The 18,513-nt window shown below is 63.0% G+C and carries 23 protein-coding genes, 1 tRNA gene and 2 pseudogenes; 22 read left to right on the forward strand and 4 right to left on the reverse strand.

The window, feature by feature from the left end; all coding sequences use genetic code 11:
* Positions 1 to 15 precede the first annotated feature (15 nt).
* The 12 genes from hisB (at position 16) to tatC (ending at position 7,073) form a co-directional block, all read left to right on the forward strand.
* On the forward strand, positions 16 to 603 hold the full coding sequence (gene hisB / locus BCEP18194_RS07720; protein WP_011350728.1) for an imidazoleglycerol-phosphate dehydratase HisB: 588 nt from the start codon (positions 16 to 18) through the stop codon (positions 601 to 603).
* Positions 604 to 669: 66 nt separating this feature from the next.
* Positions 670 to 1,290 carry a YchE family NAAT transporter gene (locus tag BCEP18194_RS07725; protein ID WP_011350729.1) on the forward strand — a complete coding sequence of 207 codons (621 nt, stop codon included), beginning with the start codon at positions 670 to 672 and terminating at the stop codon, positions 1,288 to 1,290.
* Positions 1,287 to 1,928 carry an imidazole glycerol phosphate synthase subunit HisH gene (gene hisH / locus BCEP18194_RS07730; RefSeq protein ID WP_011350730.1) on the forward strand — a complete coding sequence of 214 codons (642 nt, stop codon included), beginning with the start codon at positions 1,287 to 1,289 and terminating at the stop codon, positions 1,926 to 1,928. Before BCEP18194_RS07725 ends, hisH begins: the two co-directional genes overlap by 4 nt.
* A gap of 163 nt (positions 1,929 to 2,091) precedes the next feature.
* The gene (gene hisA / locus BCEP18194_RS07735) at positions 2,092 to 2,847 is read left to right on the forward strand and encodes a 1-(5-phosphoribosyl)-5-[(5-phosphoribosylamino)methylideneamino]imidazole-4-carboxamide isomerase (protein ID WP_011350731.1); all 756 of its coding nucleotides are present in this window, start codon (positions 2,092 to 2,094) and stop codon (positions 2,845 to 2,847) included.
* A gap of 107 nt (positions 2,848 to 2,954) precedes the next feature.
* Positions 2,955 to 3,728 (forward strand): imidazole glycerol phosphate synthase subunit HisF, encoded by a 774-nt coding sequence (gene hisF / locus BCEP18194_RS07740; protein ID WP_011350732.1) that lies wholly within the window; start codon positions 2,955 to 2,957, stop codon positions 3,726 to 3,728.
* Positions 3,728 to 4,144, forward strand: a complete 417-nt coding sequence (gene hisI / locus BCEP18194_RS07745; RefSeq protein ID WP_011350733.1) for a phosphoribosyl-AMP cyclohydrolase — start codon at positions 3,728 to 3,730, stop codon at positions 4,142 to 4,144. Before hisF ends, hisI begins: the two co-directional genes overlap by 1 nt.
* Positions 4,141 to 4,506, forward strand: a complete 366-nt coding sequence (locus BCEP18194_RS07750) for a phosphoribosyl-ATP diphosphatase (protein WP_006485344.1) — start codon at positions 4,141 to 4,143, stop codon at positions 4,504 to 4,506. Before hisI ends, BCEP18194_RS07750 begins: the two co-directional genes overlap by 4 nt.
* A 69-nt stretch (positions 4,507 to 4,575) precedes the next feature.
* Positions 4,576 to 4,968 (forward strand): DUF4870 family protein, encoded by a 393-nt coding sequence (locus BCEP18194_RS07755; protein WP_011350734.1) that lies wholly within the window; start codon positions 4,576 to 4,578, stop codon positions 4,966 to 4,968.
* Positions 4,969 to 4,999: 31 nt separating this feature from the next.
* Entirely contained in the window at positions 5,000 to 5,365 is a 366-nt protein-coding gene (locus tag BCEP18194_RS07760; RefSeq protein ID WP_011350735.1) for a histidine triad nucleotide-binding protein, read from the forward strand.
* A 93-nt stretch (positions 5,366 to 5,458) separates the two neighbouring features.
* Positions 5,459 to 5,689 carry a Sec-independent protein translocase subunit TatA gene (gene tatA, locus BCEP18194_RS07765; RefSeq protein ID WP_011350736.1) on the forward strand — a complete coding sequence of 77 codons (231 nt, stop codon included), beginning with the start codon at positions 5,459 to 5,461 and terminating at the stop codon, positions 5,687 to 5,689.
* Positions 5,690 to 5,715: 26 nt separating this feature from the next.
* Positions 5,716 to 6,243 carry a Sec-independent protein translocase protein TatB gene (tatB, locus tag BCEP18194_RS07770; protein WP_011350737.1) on the forward strand — a complete coding sequence of 176 codons (528 nt, stop codon included), beginning with the start codon at positions 5,716 to 5,718 and terminating at the stop codon, positions 6,241 to 6,243.
* A gap of 41 nt (positions 6,244 to 6,284) precedes the next feature.
* A complete protein-coding gene (gene tatC / locus BCEP18194_RS07775) occupies positions 6,285 to 7,073 on the forward strand; it encodes a twin-arginine translocase subunit TatC (RefSeq protein WP_011350738.1) in 789 nt (262 codons plus the stop codon).
* Positions 7,074 to 7,279: 206 nt separating this feature from the next.
* Here tatC and BCEP18194_RS07780 read toward each other — a convergent pair whose 3' ends face one another.
* Positions 7,280 to 8,485, reverse strand: a complete 1,206-nt coding sequence (locus BCEP18194_RS07780) for a Do family serine endopeptidase (RefSeq protein ID WP_011350739.1) — start codon at positions 8,483 to 8,485, stop codon at positions 7,280 to 7,282.
* 21 nt (positions 8,486 to 8,506) lie between these two features.
* On the opposite strand from BCEP18194_RS07780, the gene BCEP18194_RS07785 reads away from it, so the two are divergent.
* From BCEP18194_RS07785 to BCEP18194_RS07815, 7 genes are all read left to right on the forward strand, one after another.
* Complete coding sequence (locus BCEP18194_RS07785; protein ID WP_011350740.1) at positions 8,507 to 9,253, forward strand: Nif3-like dinuclear metal center hexameric protein; 747 nt, start codon at positions 8,507 to 8,509, stop codon at positions 9,251 to 9,253.
* Between the two features lie 218 nt (positions 9,254 to 9,471).
* Entirely contained in the window at positions 9,472 to 10,092 is a 621-nt protein-coding gene (gene petA, locus BCEP18194_RS07790) for a ubiquinol-cytochrome c reductase iron-sulfur subunit (RefSeq protein ID WP_011350741.1), read from the forward strand.
* Complete coding sequence (locus BCEP18194_RS07795; protein ID WP_085964603.1) at positions 10,089 to 11,471, forward strand: cytochrome b; 1,383 nt, start codon at positions 10,089 to 10,091, stop codon at positions 11,469 to 11,471. Before petA ends, BCEP18194_RS07795 begins: the two co-directional genes overlap by 4 nt.
* A gap of 21 nt (positions 11,472 to 11,492) precedes the next feature.
* Complete coding sequence (locus BCEP18194_RS07800; protein WP_011350743.1) at positions 11,493 to 12,251, forward strand: cytochrome c1; 759 nt, start codon at positions 11,493 to 11,495, stop codon at positions 12,249 to 12,251.
* Positions 12,252 to 12,343: 92 nt separating this feature from the next.
* Entirely contained in the window at positions 12,344 to 12,955 is a 612-nt protein-coding gene (locus BCEP18194_RS07805; protein ID WP_006400565.1) for a glutathione S-transferase N-terminal domain-containing protein, read from the forward strand.
* 71 nt (positions 12,956 to 13,026) lie between these two features.
* Positions 13,027 to 13,554: a ClpXP protease specificity-enhancing factor gene (locus BCEP18194_RS07810; RefSeq protein WP_011350744.1), complete on the forward strand. Its 528-nt coding sequence runs from the start codon at positions 13,027 to 13,029 to the stop codon at positions 13,552 to 13,554.
* Between the two features lie 18 nt (positions 13,555 to 13,572).
* Positions 13,573 to 13,648 (forward strand) — tRNA-Thr (locus BCEP18194_RS07815).
* A gap of 1,506 nt (positions 13,649 to 15,154) precedes the next feature.
* Here the strand turns inward: BCEP18194_RS07815 and BCEP18194_RS41120 are convergent.
* The gene (locus tag BCEP18194_RS41120) at positions 15,155 to 15,601 is read right to left on the reverse strand and encodes a fascin domain-containing protein (RefSeq protein ID WP_011350745.1); all 447 of its coding nucleotides are present in this window, start codon (positions 15,599 to 15,601) and stop codon (positions 15,155 to 15,157) included.
* Between the two features lie 234 nt (positions 15,602 to 15,835).
* Between BCEP18194_RS41120 and BCEP18194_RS07820 the strand changes: the two genes are divergently transcribed.
* The gene (locus tag BCEP18194_RS07820) at positions 15,836 to 16,387 is read left to right on the forward strand and encodes a hypothetical protein (RefSeq protein ID WP_041492725.1); all 552 of its coding nucleotides are present in this window, start codon (positions 15,836 to 15,838) and stop codon (positions 16,385 to 16,387) included.
* A gap of 70 nt (positions 16,388 to 16,457) precedes the next feature.
* On the opposite strand, the pseudogene BCEP18194_RS39310 reads toward BCEP18194_RS07820, so the two are convergent.
* Positions 16,458 to 16,781 (reverse strand): annotated as a pseudogene (locus BCEP18194_RS39310) (LytTR family DNA-binding domain-containing protein); the annotation flags it as partial.
* Between the two features lie 15 nt (positions 16,782 to 16,796).
* Here BCEP18194_RS39310 and BCEP18194_RS40720 point away from each other — a divergent pair.
* Positions 16,797 to 17,084, forward strand: a pseudogene (locus BCEP18194_RS40720) (hypothetical protein); the annotation flags it as partial.
* A 356-nt stretch (positions 17,085 to 17,440) separates the two neighbouring features.
* Positions 17,441 to 17,644 carry a hypothetical protein gene (locus BCEP18194_RS07835; protein ID WP_011350748.1) on the forward strand — a complete coding sequence of 68 codons (204 nt, stop codon included), beginning with the start codon at positions 17,441 to 17,443 and terminating at the stop codon, positions 17,642 to 17,644.
* Positions 17,645 to 17,703: 59 nt separating this feature from the next.
* Here BCEP18194_RS07835 and BCEP18194_RS07840 read toward each other — a convergent pair whose 3' ends face one another.
* Positions 17,704 to 18,504: a transporter substrate-binding domain-containing protein gene (locus BCEP18194_RS07840; RefSeq protein ID WP_011350749.1), complete on the reverse strand. Its 801-nt coding sequence runs from the start codon at positions 18,502 to 18,504 to the stop codon at positions 17,704 to 17,706.
* Between the last annotated feature and the right edge of the window lie 9 nt (positions 18,505 to 18,513).

Genomic DNA, 18,513 nt, shown 5'->3' on the forward strand with positions numbered 1-18,513 from the left:
AGTCAAGGAATTGCCATGCGTGTGGCGGAAGTCGTTCGCAATACCAGCGAAACGCAGATCCGTGTGAAGCTCAATCTCGACGGCACGGGCCAGCAGAAGCTGGCTACCGGCGTGCCGTTCCTCGACCATATGCTCGACCAGATCGCTCGACACGGTCTGGTCGATCTCGAGGTTGAAGCGCATGGCGATACGCACATCGACGACCACCACACGGTCGAGGATGTCGGCATCACGCTCGGGCAGGCCGTCGCGAAGGCGATCGGCGACCGCAAGGGCATCCGCCGCTACGGCCATTCGTACGTGCCGCTCGACGAGGCGCTGTCGCGCGTCGTGATCGACTTCTCGGGCCGGCCGGGCCTCGAATTCCACGTGCCGTTCACGCGCGCGCGGATCGGCACGTTCGACGTCGACCTGTCGATCGAATTCTTCCGCGGGTTCGTGAACCACGCGGGCGTCACGCTGCACATCGACAACCTGCGCGGGATCAACGCGCACCATCAGCTCGAAACGGTGTTCAAGGCCTTCGGCCGTGCACTGCGCGCGGCGGTGGAGCTGGACGAGCGTGCGGCGGGGCAGATCCCGTCGACGAAGGGCAGTCTCTGAACCTGAACTGACCGGACGGCGCGTCAAGGACAACCTCACGGCTTCGGCGCACGGCGCCGGCTTGCGATGGATCTGCTCAAATCGTTCATTTCGCTGCTGGCGCTGATCAACCCGGTCGGTGCGGTGCCGTTCTTCCTGAGCCTGACGGCGCAGCAGACGGATGCCGAGCGGCGGCGCACGATCCGGATCGCGTCGGTGTCGGTGTTCTGCGTGATCACGGTGACGACGCTGCTCGGGCAGCAGATCATCAACTTCTTCGGCATTTCGGTCGGGTCGCTCGAAGTGGGCGGCGGGATCATCATGCTGCTGATGGCGATCAACATGCTGAACGCACAGATCGGCAACACGCGATCGACGCCGGAGGAGCGCCACGAGGCCGAGCTGAAGGACAACATCGCGGTCGTGCCGCTGGCGATTCCGCTGCTCACGGGCCCCGGCTCGATCAGCACGGTGATCATCTATGCGGCGAACTCGCATCACTGGTATGAGCGGGCCGGGCTGGTCGCGATCGGCGCGGTCCTGGCTTTTCTGTGTTTCGTCGCGATGCGGCTCGCCGAGCCGATCGCGAACTGGATCGGCCGCACGGGCATCAACATCGCCACGCGGCTGATGGGTCTGATGCTGTCGGCGCTGGCGGTGGAATTCATCGTCAATGGACTGAGGGCGCTACTGCCTGCACTGAGATGAAAACTTCGATTGCGATTGTGGATTATGGGATGGGCAACCTGCGCTCGGTCGCGCAGGCGCTCAAGAAGGCCGAACCGGCCGCCGACGTGGCGATCGTCGACACGCCGGCCGCGATCCGCGCGGCCGACCGTGTCGTGCTGCCCGGCCAGGGCGCGATGCCCGACTGCATGCGCAGCCTCGGCGAATCGGGCCTGCAGGAGGCCGTGATCGAGGCGTCGCGCACGAAGCCGCTGCTCGGCGTGTGCGTCGGCGAGCAGATGCTGTTCGACTGGAGCGCGGAAGGCGACACGAAGGGCCTCGGCCTGTTGCCCGGCAAGGTCGTGCGTTTCGAGCTCGACGGCCGCCTGCAGGACGACGGTTCGCGCTTCAAGGTGCCGCAGATGGGCTGGAACCGCGTGCGCCAGTCGCAGCCGCACCCGCTGTGGGACGGCGTGCCCGACGACGCGTATTTCTACTTTGTGCACAGCTATTACGTGACGCCGGACAACCCGGCTCATACGGTGGGCGAAACGGCTTACGGCGCGCCGTTTACGTCCGCGGTCGCGCGGGATAACCTCTTCGCGACCCAATTCCACCCCGAGAAAAGCGCGGAGGTCGGGTTGCGTCTGTATCGCAACTTCGTACACTGGAAGCCGTGAACGTCGCGTGCGTGCCACAGTCGGCGGGCCGGAAAGGCCTGTCGCATGGGGCTCGCGCGCCTAAGCGCCGAAAGAGTTGTACTAAACTAGCGAGACGGCGCGGTACCGGATTGGCCGGTACGCGCCGGATTCTTTTCTTTTTCCACGACGATACCCGATTGCTATGTTGCTGATTCCGGCCATCGATCTCAAAGACGGTCAGTGTGTGCGCCTTAAACAGGGCGATATGGACCAGGCTACGATTTTCTCCGAGGACCCGGCGGCGATGGCCCGCAAGTGGGTCGATCTCGGCGCCCGGCGGCTCCATCTCGTCGACCTGAACGGCGCATTCGCCGGCAAGCCGAAGAATCTCGAGGCGATCGAAGCGATCCTCGACGAAGTCGGCGATGAAATCCCCGTACAGCTCGGCGGCGGCATCCGCAGCCTCGAGACGATCGAGAAGTATCTCGACGCGGGCCTGTCCTACGTGATCATCGGCACGGCGGCCGTGAAGGATCCAGGCTTCCTGCAGGACGCGTGCACCGCGTTCGCCGGCAGCATCATCGTCGGGCTGGACGCGAAGGACGGCAAGGTCGCGACCGACGGCTGGAGCAAGCTCACCGGCCACGAAGTGATCGATCTCGCGCAGAAGTTCGAGGACTACGGCGTCGAATCGATCGTCTACACGGACATCGGCCGCGACGGGATGCTGCAGGGCATCAACATCGAGGCGACCGTGAAACTCGCGCAGGCGGTCGGCATCCCGGTGATCGCCAGCGGCGGCCTGTCGAACCTCGTGGACATCGAGAACCTGTGCGAAGTGGAAGAGCAGGGCGTCGAAGGCGTGATCTGCGGCCGTGCGATCTACTCCGGCGATCTCGATTTCGCGGCCGCGCAAAAGCGCGCGGACGAACTGAACGGCGAACTCGACAACGCGTAAGCGCGGTTGTCCCGCTCGCCGGGGCTGCCTGCAGGCGGCCCCGACCGGAAGCCTCGCGCGAGGCTTTCCGTAACCGGCCGTCCCATCGCGGCATTTGGCGCAACATCATGGCTCTAGCTAAACGCATCATCCCCTGCCTGGACGTGACTGCCGGGCGTGTCGTCAAGGGCGTCAACTTCGTCGAGCTGCGCGACGCCGGCGACCCCGTCGAGATCGCCCGCCGCTACGACGACCAGGGCGCCGACGAACTGACGTTCCTCGACATCACCGCGACGTCCGACCAGCGCGACCTGATTCTGCCGATCATCGAAGCCGTCGCGTCGCAGGTCTTCATTCCGCTGACCGTCGGCGGCGGCGTGCGCGCCGTCGAGGACGTGCGACGCCTGCTGAACGCGGGCGCGGACAAGGTCAGCATGAATTCGTCGGCGGTCGCGAACCCGCAGCTCGTGCGCGACGCGGCCGACAAGTACGGCTCGCAATGCATCGTCGTCGCGATCGACGCGAAGCGCGTGTCGGCCGACGGCGAGACGCCGCGCTGGGAAGTCTTCACGCATGGCGGCCGCAAGAACACGGGCCTCGACGCGATCGAATGGGCGCGCAAGATGGCCGAGCTCGGCGCGGGCGAGATCCTGCTCACGAGCATGGACCGCGACGGCACCAAGTCGGGCTTCGACCTCGCGCTCACGCGCGGCGTGTCGGACGCGGTGCCGGTGCCGGTGATCGCATCGGGCGGGGTCGGCTCGCTGCAGCACCTGGCCGACGGCATCAAGGACGGTCGCGCCGACGCGGTGCTGGCCGCGAGTATCTTCCACTACGGCGAGCACACGGTCGGCGAGGCAAAGCGCTTCATGGCCGACCAGGGCATCCCGGTGAGGCTGTGATGAATACGGAAACGAATGCATTGCCCGCGTGGCTCGACAAGGTCCGCTGGGACGACAACGGCCTCGTGCCGGTGATCGCGCAGGAAGCGTCGACGAACGACGTGCTGATGTTCGCGTGGATGAACCGCGAGGCACTGGCGAAGACGATCGAGACGCAGCGCGCGGTCTACTATTCGCGCTCGCGCAAGCGCCTATGGTTCAAGGGCGAGGAGTCGGGCCACGTGCAGCACGTGCACGAGGTGCGGCTCGACTGCGACGAGGACGTCGTGCTGCTGAAGGTCGAGCAGGTGTCGGGCATCGCGTGCCACACCGGCCGGCATTCGTGCTTCTTCCAGAAATTCGAAGGCACCGTCGACAACGGCGACTGGGTCGCGGTCGAACCGGTGCTGAAAGATCCCGAACACATCTACAAATGACGCAATCGACCGAAGACACGCTGCTGCGCCTCGCGGCCGTGATCGATAGCCGCAAGGGCGGCGACCCCGATCAATCGTACGTATCGCGCCTGTTCCACAAGGGCGACGACGCGGTGCTGAAGAAGATCGGCGAAGAGGCGACGGAAGTCGTGCTGGCCGCGAAGGATGTGCGCCAGGGCGGCGCGCCGACCGCGCTCGTCGGCGAGGTGGCCGACCTGTGGTTCCACTGCCTCGTGATGCTGTCGCATTTCGACCTGAGCCCGGCCGACGTGATCGCCGAGCTCGAGCGTCGCGAAGGGCTGTCGGGTATCGAAGAGAAGGCTCTGCGCAAGCGTCGCGAGCGCGAGGAAAACGGCGGGTGACAGGCCCTTGTCGCAGGATGGCCACAGTGCGTTAAGCTGTAAGAATTGTCATCTAACGGGGGTAGCATCATGACCGATACGCCAAGCCAGTTTCCGCCGCCGTCGGTGCCGGGGGCCGCGGACGCCGAGCGCCTGAACGGGCTGCGCACGCTGACTCACGTGCTCTACGGCCTCTATGCGTTTCATTGGCTGACGGGCGGCGTCACGGGCATCATCGCGATCATCATCAACTACGTGAAGCGCGACGATGTGGCCGGCACGCCGTATGCGGCTCACTTCGAGTGGCAGATCCGCACGTTCTGGCGCGCGCTGATCGCGTACGTGATCGGGTTCGCGCTGATGTTCGTGGTGATCGGATTCGCAGTGATGTTTGTCACATGGATCTGGACGCTGTACCGTATCATCAAGGGTTGGCTGTACCTGAACGACAACAAGCCGCTCGATCCGCAGGCCTGGTTCTGACCGGCCGCGGGCGGGCGTCTGCAGGAGCAACATGAGTCACGATCCGAATTGCCTGTTCTGCAAGATCGCGGCAGGCGAGATCCCGAGCACGAAGGTGCACGAGGACGAAGAATTCGTCGCGTTCCGCGACATCCGCCCGGCGGCCGAGACGCACGTGCTCGTGATTCCGCGCCAGCATCTGCCGACGCTGTCGGCGGCGAGCGACGCCGATGCGCCGATGCTCGGCCGGCTGATGCTGCTCGTGTCGCGTCTGGCCAGCCAGCTCGGCGTCGCGTATACGGGTGGCGAAACCGGTTTCCGTACGGTAATCAATACGGGCCCGGGCGGCGGGCAGGAGGTCTACCACCTGCATGCACATATCCTGGCCGGCCCGCGCCCCTGGCAGCGGATGGGTTGACGGCGCGGGGCGTTTCCCCGCATCGATAGTCGAAGCCGGCGCGTTGCCGGCGATTTACGCCGCGTAGCGGTGTGGTTGAGGAGAGGTTTCATCATGGGTGGATTGAGCATTTGGCACTGGCTGATCGTGCTGCTGATCGTCGCGCTGGTTTTCGGTACGAAGAAGCTGCGCAACATCGGCAACGATCTCGGCAGCGCCGTGAAGGGTTTCAAGGACGGCATGAAGGAAGGCGAAGCACCGGCCGACGCGCAGCAACTGCCGCGCTCGGGCTCGGTCGACGTCAACGCGAAGGAAACGACGCGTTCCGACTCGAACAAGGCGTAACGCCGGCACGCTGACAGGCATTCGCAATGCTGGATCTCGGTCTTTCGAAGATGGCGCTGATCGGCGTCGTCGCGCTCGTGGTGCTCGGCCCCGAGCGCTTGCCGCGCGTTGCGCGTACGGCAGGCGCGCTGTTCGGCCGTGCGCAGCGGTACATCAACGACGTGAAGGCCGAGGTCTCGCGCGAAATCGAACTCGACGCACTGCGGACGATGAAGACCGATTTCGAGTCGGCCGCGCGGAATGTCGAAACAACGATTCACGACAACCTGCGTGAGCACGAGAAGGAACTGAACGACACGTGGCATTCCGCGGTCGGCGGTCTTAACGAAGCGGCGGGCGACGCCGGTTCGACCGGTTCCGACACCGCCGCGCCGTCGTGGCGCGGCAGTACGGCTGCGCTCGCGCCGAAGCGCCGCAACTGGCGCGTCAAGCAGGCGGCTGCGCCTGCCTGGTACAAGCGCGCGACCACCCGCCGTACGCACGTGCAGTCGGGCGCCGCGCGTGTCGCGCGCCACCAGCCGGCCAGCCTGCGCCGGCCGACGCGCTTCTTCTGAGCCGAGCGCATGCTCGCTCGTCAATCCTACCGAGGGCCGGCGTGAGCGACCCCCAGCAGAACCCGGGCGACGCCCCGGAAGAAACCTTCATTTCCCATCTCGTCGAGCTTCGCGATCGCATCATTCGCGCGGGCGCGGCTGTGATCGTCGTGTTCCTCGGGCTCGTCTACTGGGCGCCCGACATCTTCCGGCTGCTCGCGCGGCCGCTGATGGAGAACCTGCCGAAGGACGGCAAGATGATCGTCACCGACGTCACCGGCTCGTTCTTCGTGCCGATGAAGGTCACGATGCTCGTCGCGCTCGTGATCGCGCTGCCGATCGTGCTGTACCAGATCTGGGCGTTCGTCGCGCCGGGGCTGTACCAGCACGAGAAGAAGCTCGTCGCGCCGCTCGTAGGCAGCAGCTACTTCCTGTTCCTGTGCGGGATGGCGTTCGCGTACTTCCTCGTGTTCCCGACGATCTTCCGCGTGATGGCGCACTACAACGCGCCGCTCGGGGCGGAAATGACCACCGACATCGACAACTACCTGAGCTTCGTGCTCGGGATGTTCATCGCGTTCGGGGTCACGTTCGAGGTGCCGATCGTCGTCGTGCTGCTCGTCCGGATGGGCGTGCTGTCGCTGAAGAAGCTGAAGGAGATGCGGCCGTACGTGATCGTCGGCGCGTTCGTCGTCGCGGCGGTCGTCACGCCGCCGGACGTGTTCTCGCAACTGATGCTTGCACTGCCGCTGGTCGTGCTGTTCGAGATCGGGCTGCTGGCTGCGCGGTTCTTCGTGCCGAAGAAGCCGGCCGAGGAAGGCGAGGCGGAGAACGGCGAAGCCGCCAGCTGACGGCAGCGCGCCGGGCGGTGCGCGGCGGCCGGGCTTCCGGCGTCAGGCTTGAGCAAAACCCGGTAGCGTAGTCCGCCGGAGCTCGGGTGGCGAGGCCATCTTCCCGGCAACGAGACTTTCGATGCAAAGCAAAAGGGCAGCCAACCGGCTGCCCTTTTTCATTTCCGACGGTGTCCGGCATGCGGCTCGGCGCTGCGCGCCCGACGTCACTCGGTATCGCTGTCCTGCTCGTCGAGCGCCTGCTTCGGCGGCGGCGGGCGCTTGCCGATCACCACGTTCACGTCGAACTCCTTGCCCTTGCGCACGACGTGCACCTTGGTCGGCGTGCCGGGCTTGATCTGCGCGACGGTGTTCAGCAGCTTCGTCGTGTCGGTGATCTCGTCGCCGTTGACCGAGACCAGGATGTCGCCCGGCTTGATGCCGGCCTTGTCGGCCGGGCCGCCCTGCAGCACGCCGGCGACGATCGCGCCTGATTTCTGCGACAGCCCGAACGACTCGGCGATCTCCGGCGTGACGTCCTGCGGCTCGACGCCGATCCAGCCGCGCGTGACCGAGCCGGACGTGATGATGCTTTCCAGCACCGTGCGCGCAGTCGATACGGGAATCGCGAAGCCGATGCCGAGCGAGCCGCCCGAGCGCGAGTAGATCGCCGTGTTGATGCCGAGCAGGTTGCCGTTCACGTCGACCAGCGCGCCGCCCGAGTTGCCGGGGTTGATCGGTGCGTCGGTCTGGATGAAGTTCTCGAACGTGTTGATGCCGAGGTGATTGCGGCCGAGCGCGCTGATGATCCCCATCGTGACCGTCTGGCCGACGCCGAACGGGTTGCCGATCGCGAGCACGACGTCGCCGACCCGCGACTGGTCGGAGCGGCCGAGCGTGATCGTCGGCAGGTTCGTCATGTTGATCTTCAGCACGGCGAGATCGGTTTCGGGATCGCTGCCGATCACCTTCGCGGTGGCCGTGCGGCCGTCGGCGAGCGCGACTTCGATCTGGTCGGCGCCGTCCACGACGTGCTGGTTCGTTAGAATGTAACCTTCAGGGCTCACGATAACGCCCGAGCCAAGGTTGGCGGCCGGTTCGTCCTGCTGCTTGCGGGCGTTGCGGTCGCCGAAGAAGTAGCGGAACAGCGGATCTTTCGCGCGTGGGTCGGGCGGCAGCGAGCCGTCCTTGCTGGAGAAGACGTTGACGACGGCCGGCATCGCCTTCTGCGCGGCTTCGGCGTACGACGTGGTCGCCGGCGCCCCGCCGATGCCCGGCGCGACTTCCCGCAGCGCAACGATCGGCGTGGCGAGCTGCTTGCCGAGCTGTCCTTGCCGTTGCAGCCATTGCGGCTTGAGCGTCACGACGATGAACATCAGCGCGAGCAGCACGGTAACCGCCTGCGCGAAGAACAGCCAGAAGCGTCTAAGCATCTGAATGGATTAGAGGTTTATATGGATCGGATCGAACTTGAATTGTACTTGAACAATACCCTTGAAACCGCGCGCTTCAAGGACTATTGCCCGAATGGCCTTCAGGTCGAGGGGCGCCGCAAGATCGAGAAGATCGCCACCGGCGTGACGGCGTCGGTCGCGTTTCTCGAAGCCGCGCTCGAATGGGGGGCAGATGCCGTGCTCGTCCATCACGGCTATTTCTGGCGCAACGAGCCGCCGCAGATCACGGGCCGCAAGTACCAGCGCCTGAAGCTGCTGCTCGCGAACGACCTGAACCTGTTCGCGTTCCACCTGCCGCTCGACGCGCATCCCGAATACGGCAACAACGCGCAGCTCGGCGAGCGGCTCGGGCTGATCGGCGAGCAGCGTTTCGGTGAAGGCGACCTCGGCTGGATGGCCACGCTGCCGATGCCCGTCACGCTCGAGCACTTCGTCGCGAAGGTCGAGCGCACGCTCGGCCGCACGCCGCTCGTGCTCGGCGATCTGGACATGCAGCTGCGCCGCATCGCGTGGTGCACCGGCGCCGCGCAAAGCTATTTCGACGCGGCGATCGACGCCGGGGCGGATGTGTTCCTGACCGGCGAGGTGTCCGAATACGTGACGCACACGGCCGCCGAGAGCGGCGTCGCGTTCGTTGCGGCAGGGCACCATGCGACCGAGCGCTACGGAATCCAGGCACTTGGCGCCCACTTGTCCGAAGAATTCGATATCGAACACCTTTTTATCGATATCCATAACCCGGTCTGAATGCCGGATTTGCGGCAGCGCATCGAAATTTCGCAATGTAGCGGACGCTTAAAAGTGAAATGATTTAATCGTTCCGATAGTGGGGGAAAACCCTTAACTATCAATCACTTCGAAGGGATTTTCATCTCCGGGCCTTGTAAATGGCGGCTCCATTCGAGCAAACTAGCGGCGGAATGGAAAGTCGTGACGGAAAATCCAACTCAGAAGTGGGGCGTGTGATGCGAGACAAGGAAGAGAAACGCGTCGACAGCGGCCGCCGTACCTGGCTGATTGCGACATCCGTAGCAGGTGGCGTGGGAGGCGTAGCCACCGTCATACCTTTCGCGGCGTCGCTTGCGCCGTCCGCGAAAGCGAAAGCGGCCGGTGCACCGGTCGAAGTCGACATCAGCGGGCTGAAGCCCGGTGAAATGGTGACCGTGCCGTGGCGCGGCAAGCCGGTGTGGATCCTGAACCGCACCGATGCGATGCTGGCCGACGTGGTCAAGGCCGACAAGGAAGTGGCCGATCCGACCACTGAAAAGCCCTATACGATGCCGTTGCCGGCGTATTGCGCGAACGAATATCGCTCGCGGGCCGATCGCAAGAACATTCTCGTCGTGATGGCCGTGTGTACGCACCTCGGCTGCACGCCAAGCCAACGCTTCACGCCGGGTCCGCAGCCGAACCTGCCGGACGACTGGCCGGGCGGTTTCCTCTGCCCGTGCCATGGTTCGACCTACGACCTCGCCGGCCGTGTGTTCAAGAACAAACCGGCGCCTCAGAATCTCGACATCCCGCCCTACATGTTCACGTCGGCAACGACCCTCGTGATCGGCAAGGACGAGAAAGGAGAAGCGTGATGGCCGACAACAAGGAAGTCTCCACGACAGGTCTCACCGGCTGGATCGATCAGCGCTTCCCGCTCACGTCCACCTGGAAGAAGCACGTTTCCGAGTACTACGCGCCGAAGAACTTCAACTTCTGGTACTTCTTCGGCTCCCTCGCGCTGCTGGTGCTCGTCAACCAGATCGTCACGGGCATCTTCCTGACGATGAACTACAAGCCCGACTCGACGCTCGCGTTCGCGTCGGTCGAGTACATCATGCGCGAGGTGCCGTGGGGCTGGCTGATCCGCTACATGCACTCCACGGGCGCGTCGATGTTCTTCGTCGTCGTCTACCTGCACATGTTCCGCGGGCTGCTTTACGGGTCGTACCGCAAGCCGCGCGAACTCGTGTGGATCTTCGGCTGCGCGATCTTCCTGTGCCTGATGGCCGAGGCGTTCTTCGGCTACCTGCTGCCGTGGGGCCAGATGTCGTTCTGGGGCGCGCAGGTGATCGTGAACCTGTTCTCGGCAATCCCGTTCGTCGGCCCCGACCTGTCGCTGTGGATTCGTGGCGACTACGTCGTGTCGGACGTCACGCTGAACCGCTTCTTCGCGTTCCACGTGATCGCGATTCCGCTCGTGCTGGTCGGCCTCGTGATCGCGCACCTCGTCGCGCTGCATGAAGTGGGGTCGAACAACCCGGACGGCATCGAGATCAAGGCGAAGAAGGACGAGAACGGCGTTCCGCTCGACGGCATCCCGTTCCACCCGTACTACTCGGTGCACGATTTCCTCGGCGTGTGCGGGTTCCTGATGGTGTTCGCGCTGATCGTGTTCTTCTCGCCGGAGATGGGCGGCTACTTCCTCGAGGCGAACAACTTCGTCCCGGCGAACCCGCTGCAGACGCCGCCCGAGATCGCGCCGGTCTGGTACTTCACCGCGTTCTACGCGATGCTGCGCGCGACCACCGACCCGTTCAAGATCGTGCTGATGATCGTGATCGTGTTGCTCGGCGTGCTCGCGCTGATCCGCGCGCGTGGCAAGTGGAAGGTCGGCCTGCCGGTGCTGGCCGCGGCGATCGTCGTGTTCATGTACCTGACGGAGTCGAAGTTCTGGGGTGTCGTCGTGATGGGTTCGGCGGTGATCACGCTGTTCTTCCTGCCGTGGCTCGACCGCAGCCCGGTGAAGTCGATCCGCTACCGGCCGCTGTTCCACAAGGTGTTCCTCGGGATCTTCGTCGTGGCGTTCCTGACCCTCGGGTTCCTCGGCACGCGGCCACCATCGCCGGCCTCGACACTGATCGCGCAGGCCTGTGCGCTGATCTACTTCGCGTTCTTCCTCGGCATGCCCGTCTGGACGCCGCTTGGCACGTTCAAGCAGCCGCCGGAGCGGGTGCGCTTCAAGCCCCATTAACGTGAGCGAGGAGAGAACGACATGAAGAAACTGCTTTCGACACTCGCGCTGATCGGGGCGACCGCGTGCGCGCTGCTGGTGGCGCCGGCGGTTCGGGCGGAAGGTAATTTTCCGCTCGACCGGGCGCCCGATAACACGGAAAATCTCGTTTCGCTTCAGCACGGCGCGCAATTGTTTGTAAACTATTGCCTGAACTGCCACAGCGCGAACCTGATGCGCTACAACCGTCTGACGGATCTGGGCATATCCCAGAAGGAGATCGAAAAGAATCTCCTGTTCACGACCGACAAGGTCGGCAACACGATGTCCGTCGCGATGCGGCCCGAAGACGCGAAGAACTGGCTCGGCACCTCGCCGCCCGACCTGTCGGTCGAGGAGCGCGCGCGCGGCCGCGACTGGCTGTATACGTATCTGCGGAGTTTCTACCGCGACGATACGCGGCCGAGCGGCTGGAACAACGCGGTGTTCGAGAACGTCGGCATGCCCCATGTACTGTGGCAGCTGCAGGGGCAGCGCACCGCCAAATTCGAAGACAAGACGGACGAGGAGACGGGCGAGAAGGCCCATACGCTCGTCGGCTTCCAGCAGGTCACACCGGGGACATTGTCCGCGGTGGATTATGATTCTGCGGTTGCCGACCTGGTGGCGTACATGACCTGGATGTCCGAGCCGGCTCAGCAGACCCGCAAACGCCTCGGCGTATGGGTGCTGATCTTTCTCGGTGTCCTGACTTTCCTGGCCTGGCGGCTCAATGCCGCGTACTGGAAAGATATCAAGTAATCACGCCTGACCGGCGTGGGGCCGGCGCAAGGTGGAACCCCGGAAGGGGTTCGCCGCGTGCCGGCCCTCGGCTTTTTTGAGGAAACGCAAACATGATGGTTCTGTATTCCGGCACAACTTGCCCGTTCTCCCAGCGTTGCCGGCTGGTGCTGTTCGAGAAGGGCATGGACTTCGAAATCCGTGACGTCGACCTGTTCAACAAGCCGGAAGACATTTCGGTGATGAACCCGTACGGTCAGGTGCCGATCCTGGTCGAGCGCGACCTGATCCTGTACGAATCGAACATCATCAACGAGTACATCGACGAGCGCTTCCCGCATCCGCAACTGATGCCGGCCGACCCCGTGCAGCGCGCACGTGCACGCCTGTTCCTGCTCAACTTCGAGAAGGAACTGTTCGTCCACGTCAGCACGCTCGAGAACGAGAAGGGCAAGGCAGCGGAGAAGAACCACGAGAAGGCACGCCTCGCGATTCGCGATCGCCTGACGCAGCTCGCACCGATCTTCGTGAAAAACAAGTACATGCTCGGCGAGGAGTTCTCGATGCTCGACGTCGCGATCGCGCCGCTGCTGTGGCGTCTGGATCACTACGGCATCGAGCTGTCGAAGAACGCAGCGCCGCTGATGAAGTACGCCGAGCGGATCTTCAGCCGTCCGGCCTACATCGAAGCACTGACGCCGTCCGAAAAGGTCATGCGTCGTTGATGGTGCAATGAGTGCATGACGGAGAGGGCGGCGCGGCGTGCCGCGCCCCCGCTCCGGGTTCGAGGATTGTGATGCAAGAGATTTCAACGAAGCCTTATCTGCTGCGCGCGCTGTACGAGTGGTGCACCGATAACGGTTACACGCCGCATATCGCGGTGAGGGTCGATAACTCGACGCGCGTGCCGCGTCAGTTCGTGCGTGACGGCGAGATCGTGCTCAACATCAGCTTCGAGGCGACCAGCCAGTTGCAGATGGGCAACGAGTGGATCGAGTTCACGGCCCGGTTCTCCGGGAAGGCGCACAAGATCGAGATTCCGGTTGCCAACGTGCTCGCGATCTATGCGCGCGAGAACGGGCAGGGCATGGCGTTCCAGGTCGATGCGGTCGCGGGCGAAGGTGCGGATTCGGGTGCGTTCGACGAAGATGCGGCGCAGACGGATGATGCGCCGCGCGACGAATCGCCTGTTGCGTTGACGCCGGTGGCCGACAGCGGCGCGAACGAGGAGCCCTCCGAAGGCGCCGACGAGCCGCCGAAAACCGACGGCGATGGCGACGGTTCAAAAGGTGGCAGCAGACCTCGCCTCAAGATCGTGAAATGAGGTAGAATCTCGCGCTACGCCGGCTTAGCTCATCTGGTAGAGCAGTTGATTTGTAATCATCAGGTGGCGGGTTCGAGTCCTGCAGCCGGCACCATATCTGACAAGGGGTTACGCGATGTTTGCGTAGCCCCTTCGCGTTTCCAATCCCCGTTTTTCTTGACAAACTCGGGCAACGAGTTTTCCCAGCTTTGCCGAGTTGCCTCTACTGCGGCATCAGCAGTTTCACGGGGCGGTGGGCGATCGCTTCTGGGCGCCGGTACGCAAACACAGCCTACTGTTTTGGAGCCGAGGCGAACGGCCAGGAAATCATTGATACCTCTTCGCTAAAGTCCTTCCTTGACGTATCTGTCATAAGGGACGAATAGCTGCGTAACGAGAGATAGGTCGGGAATGAAGGCGTACTCCAGGACAACAAATAGCGCTTTGGCCACCGAACCCATCGAATTCCAGTACACAAAGCAAAGGGCGGAGACACAGCCCCATGCAAAGACGATGAGCGCTAGCCTGAGACGATAGCGAGAATATTGTGTCCGCGACATCTTCGGCGGGTTGGGTAGTCGCAAGACTCCTTGGATGAAATTCCGCATTGTGGGCTCCGCTCGATTGCCTTTCATAGCTACAAGCATCTCTCACCGAAGCATATGCGCACTTTGCTGCGAGTGGCCCAATGGTTTCAGTTGAACCCCGCGCATACCAGCTAGGAGTTGCGCCGCACCAGTGTTGCCGTGAGCTGCGCGATAGCAGCCTATCAATGCGTGAGACGTTGAACAGCCAGTCCGATCGACGTTTCCAAAACGGAAGGAAGTCTATGCTCATCGCGCCTTCGCGGGCGATGATATTTCGATTTTTGGAAACGTCGAAAACAGATAACTTATTGTTTTAATTGAAAATTTCAACCGATTTGTAATCATCAGGTGGCGGGTTCGAGTCCTGCAGCCGGCACCAAATCCAGCAAGGGGTTACGCGATGTTTGCGTAGCCCCTTCGCGTTTCTAGTTCCCCTCTGCATTTCCAGTCAGCATCGGTGCCCGGCTTTGTCAGCTGCGTGCCGTGTGGTGTGCGTCGTGTGCCTTCAGGCAAAGGTCCGCTCTGTTGCAATGGGAGTCGCGCCACCTTCAATTCTTCGTCGATCATCGGAAAGGGGAAGGGGCGTCGAGCGTACCTGCCGGTATCCGGGCTATCGACGGAGCGGAGAGTACAAGCTCTCGTGATGATCCCCTGCGAGTCATGCATGCATGGCGCCGCGCTGGGAAGCGTACGATAGAATTTCTCGTGAAGTTGTTGGCGCAACGATCAGCCGGGTAACGCTCCTGCGCGCGCGTGGCGCAAAGATCCCGAGCTGAAGTCGTGGCACGACCCGGCATGGCGGATGCGTAGCTCGCCGTCTGACGAGTGGTCGTCCAGCAGCAAAAAAACCGCCAGGCACTTCGGTGCCGGCGGTTTTTTCGCCGATGCTCACGCACAGCGATTGACGGGCCGATTCTTCCAGGCGCCTTTATGCGCCTTGGGGTCTGGCAATCCCCCGTTGATAACGGACGTCCCGCTTCTGCGTGTGCGCATTTCATCAGCCCAGATATGCGGTGCAGATGACCGCGCAATATCTAGTCGGAGTTGATCAGCGTTACGCTGAAATTTCTCCATGCCGGGTCGGAGTCGTTTGTTGCCTCAATGTAGTTTCTGCTATCCGCATTGATGACTGTCAGATAATAGACGTTATCGTTTCCGTGTACTTGAAAATTGATGGTATTTGGCACGGTGCCGTCGGATACATAAAAGATGCACCAATTGTCCACGTGATTTTTTTGCGATGCTACAAGATAGTACGGGCCGCCTGTCGAGTACTGAATGAGGCTTAAGTAGTGGCCGAGCTTGTCCTGTATGGTGACCGAGTTTTCGGCATGCTTTTTTACGAAGAAGTTGCACCAATCGTCGGCGACCCATTTTCCTGCGATGACGTAAAGAGGGTCGTTCGATCCATATTGAATCGGGCTCCAGTATTCCGTGTCTATTGCTTGAAATTGATACGTGCCGGGGTTTAATGTGGTCATCGCAGACTCCAGATCGATCGTTGGCTTTCGCTAGGTTTTTATCTGAAATTGAAGCTGAATGGCGAGATAAGGAACTCAGCCTAGAGTAGGTCAAGGTGCGGCGATAGCTGATATTGTTGTCAGGCGTTTGGGTGGGCAATTTTTTTGATGATTGTTTTATTTTTCGAGATTTTCGAGAATATGTGTCTGACCTCAGAAACGAGTTTCATATCTCCTTTGCCCAGAAAAAGAAAAATGCTGATCGTTAAGGCGGGGTGCGCTACTGTCCTGGCTTCGGTGCTGGCCGCTGGCAGTGCCGCAGCACTTTCCCGACCGTTGGCGCAAGACTGCCTGACGCAAGCCGAAGTCCAGCGGATGGATCGCGACTTCTGGGCGACATTCCCGTCGCCGGACGGTTTCGCGACCTATGCGGCACCGAAGTTTTCGCTCGGCACGAACATCACAGAACTGTCGCAGGCGCTTGCAGGCACGACGAGCGGTCCGGCACGGGCGCGTGCCGTTGCAACATTCCTGGCGCAGCATCCGGACGTGTTCGGGTCGTTCAAGAACGCGCACGACTCCGCATATCTGTCCTATCCCGGACACGGCCACAGCCCCGATGCCGTGCATGCGTCATCGACGCTCCCCATCGGGCAGTGCGTTTCCGAATTCAATTACTCGATCGATACGAGCCGTGCCCAGTGCGTAGCCGGGCAGCGCATCCGCGCGTACAGTCTGTCGTTCATCAAGGACAAGGGGCGCGTGATGCTGCGAACAGGCGTGCTCGGGCTCGACGCCTGCAATTGATCCGCGCGCCGTCGGATGGCATGGCAGCAGCGTCATCCCTCAGGGGTTCCGCACATGACGGCCGATACCGTCACATCTGCCTGAATAACCCCGCATACGCGCGGCTCACGGGCAGCATCTCCCGCTGCCCGCGCACGCGAATCCGCAACCGTCCCAACAGATCGCGCTCGACACGATCGATCGCTGCGTACGCAACGATCACGCCGCGATGCACCTGCGCGAGCCGCTCCGGATCGAGCCGCTGCATCAGTTCCTTGAGCGGCGTGCGAATCACGAGCCGTTGTCCGGCCGCGACGACTTCCGTGTATTTCTCCGAAGCCTGGAAGTACAGCACGTCGTCGACCGATATGAGACGCGTCGCATCCTTCACGCCTGCCGTCAGCCAGCGGTTCGGCGCCGCGTCGCGAGCTTGCGCCGCTTGTGCGAGCGCATCGGCCCACGCGTGCGCCTGCCCGGCGACGCGAGCCTGCTCGTCACGCTGATGCCGACGTTCGTCGCCGAAACCAGCATCCATTACGCGGTCGCCTTGCACGCGCCTTGGGCGGCGACGAGCGGCTTCGTGATGCTGTCGTTCGCGGTATGGGGCGTGCTCGTCGGGATGACGCTCGGGCGCGCGCCGAACGTGGTCGTGCGCCGCATGCGCCATGCGAACGGATCGAAGCATGGGAGTTTCCCGTATTCGGTCGATCCGCGATGAAGGGCAGGGAAACGGTCCGCGAGCGGGCAACTGACGGCCTGACAGGCGATACGGCCCGTCTTCGTCAATCGTTGGGGCATCGAACCGAAACGGCGTATGACACCCCCCGATTTGCGCCCCGTTTTCCTGTCACGGTCGCGTCATGGTGCGCCCATAACGTTGCACGTTCCCGTCGCGGCGCACCGCGGGACCGGGAACGTGCGCAACCCGCTCGCGACGACGTGCCCGCGTCGCAGGTGGGGGCCGACCGGGATCTCGCTCCCGGCGGCGCAGCGGTCATGCATCGCGCCATTTCATTCGAAAATACGATCGACGACGGTTCGAACCGGACCGCGGACGATCAGGAGACAGGGACCATGCTGAGTCCGCATGAATTCTCGATGCTGTTGCGCGTTGCGCGAGCGCCGGACAGTGTCGATCCGTCGAATCCGGCCTTCGCCGTGCTGGTCGAGAAGCGGCTGGTCGACGATACGCAGGTGCGCATGAATGCCGTGGCCGCGCGCCCGGCGCTGACACCGATCGGCCAGATGCTGCTGGCGCGCTTCGACGAAGCGGCCTGAGGAGAAGCGTCACGCCTTCATCGAGACGAAGGGCGTGACGCGTTGTAGCGCCGGGCCGTTTACTGCGCGACCGGCACGGTCACGTCGCTGCCGAACCAGTGCATCGAGATCTTCTTCAGCGTGCCGTCCTTGCGCAGCGAGTCGAGCGCGTCGTTGATCGCCTTCTCGAACTTCGGGTTGCCCTTGCGGAACGGGATCGCCATTTCCTGCTTGCCGCCGTTCAGCACGGCACCCGCGCGCAGCGGCAGGTTCGACGTCTTGATCATGTACGGCAGCATCAGGCGATCGTCGAGCGTCGCCTCGATCCGGCCCGCGGCGAGATCGCGCAGCTTCTCCGGCGCGCCCGGATATGTCTGCACCTCGATGCCCGGCACGGTGCGCGCCATCTGGTCATAGTTGGTGCCGAGCGTCACGCCGAGCTTCTTGCCCTTGAAGTCGTCGAGCGACTTGAAGTTGCGCGTGTCGTCCTTGCGCTGGATCAGCTGCGCGGCCGAGTACGTGTACGGCTCGCTGAAGTCGAGTGCTTCCTTGCGCTGAGGCGTGATCGTGACCTGGTTGACGATCACGTCGAACTTGCCGGCCTGCAGGCCGGCGATGATGCCGCTCCATTCGGTCGGGATGAACTGCGTCTTCACGCCAAGCTTGCCGGCGACCGCGTTCGCGACGTCGACGTCGAAACCCTCGAGTTGCCCCGACGTGCCGCGCGAGTTGAACGGCGGATACGTGCCTTCGAGGCCGACGCGCAGCACGCCGGCTTTCTTCACTGAATCGAGCAGGTCATCCGCGTGCGCGGCGACGGCCGTGAAGCCGAGGGCCGACGCGAGCAGCAGGCCCGACAGCAGGAACTTCGAACGTTTCATCGCAGATCT

Source organism: Burkholderia lata (assembly GCF_000012945.1).
GTDB classification, from domain to species: Bacteria; Pseudomonadota; Gammaproteobacteria; order Burkholderiales; family Burkholderiaceae; genus Burkholderia; species Burkholderia lata.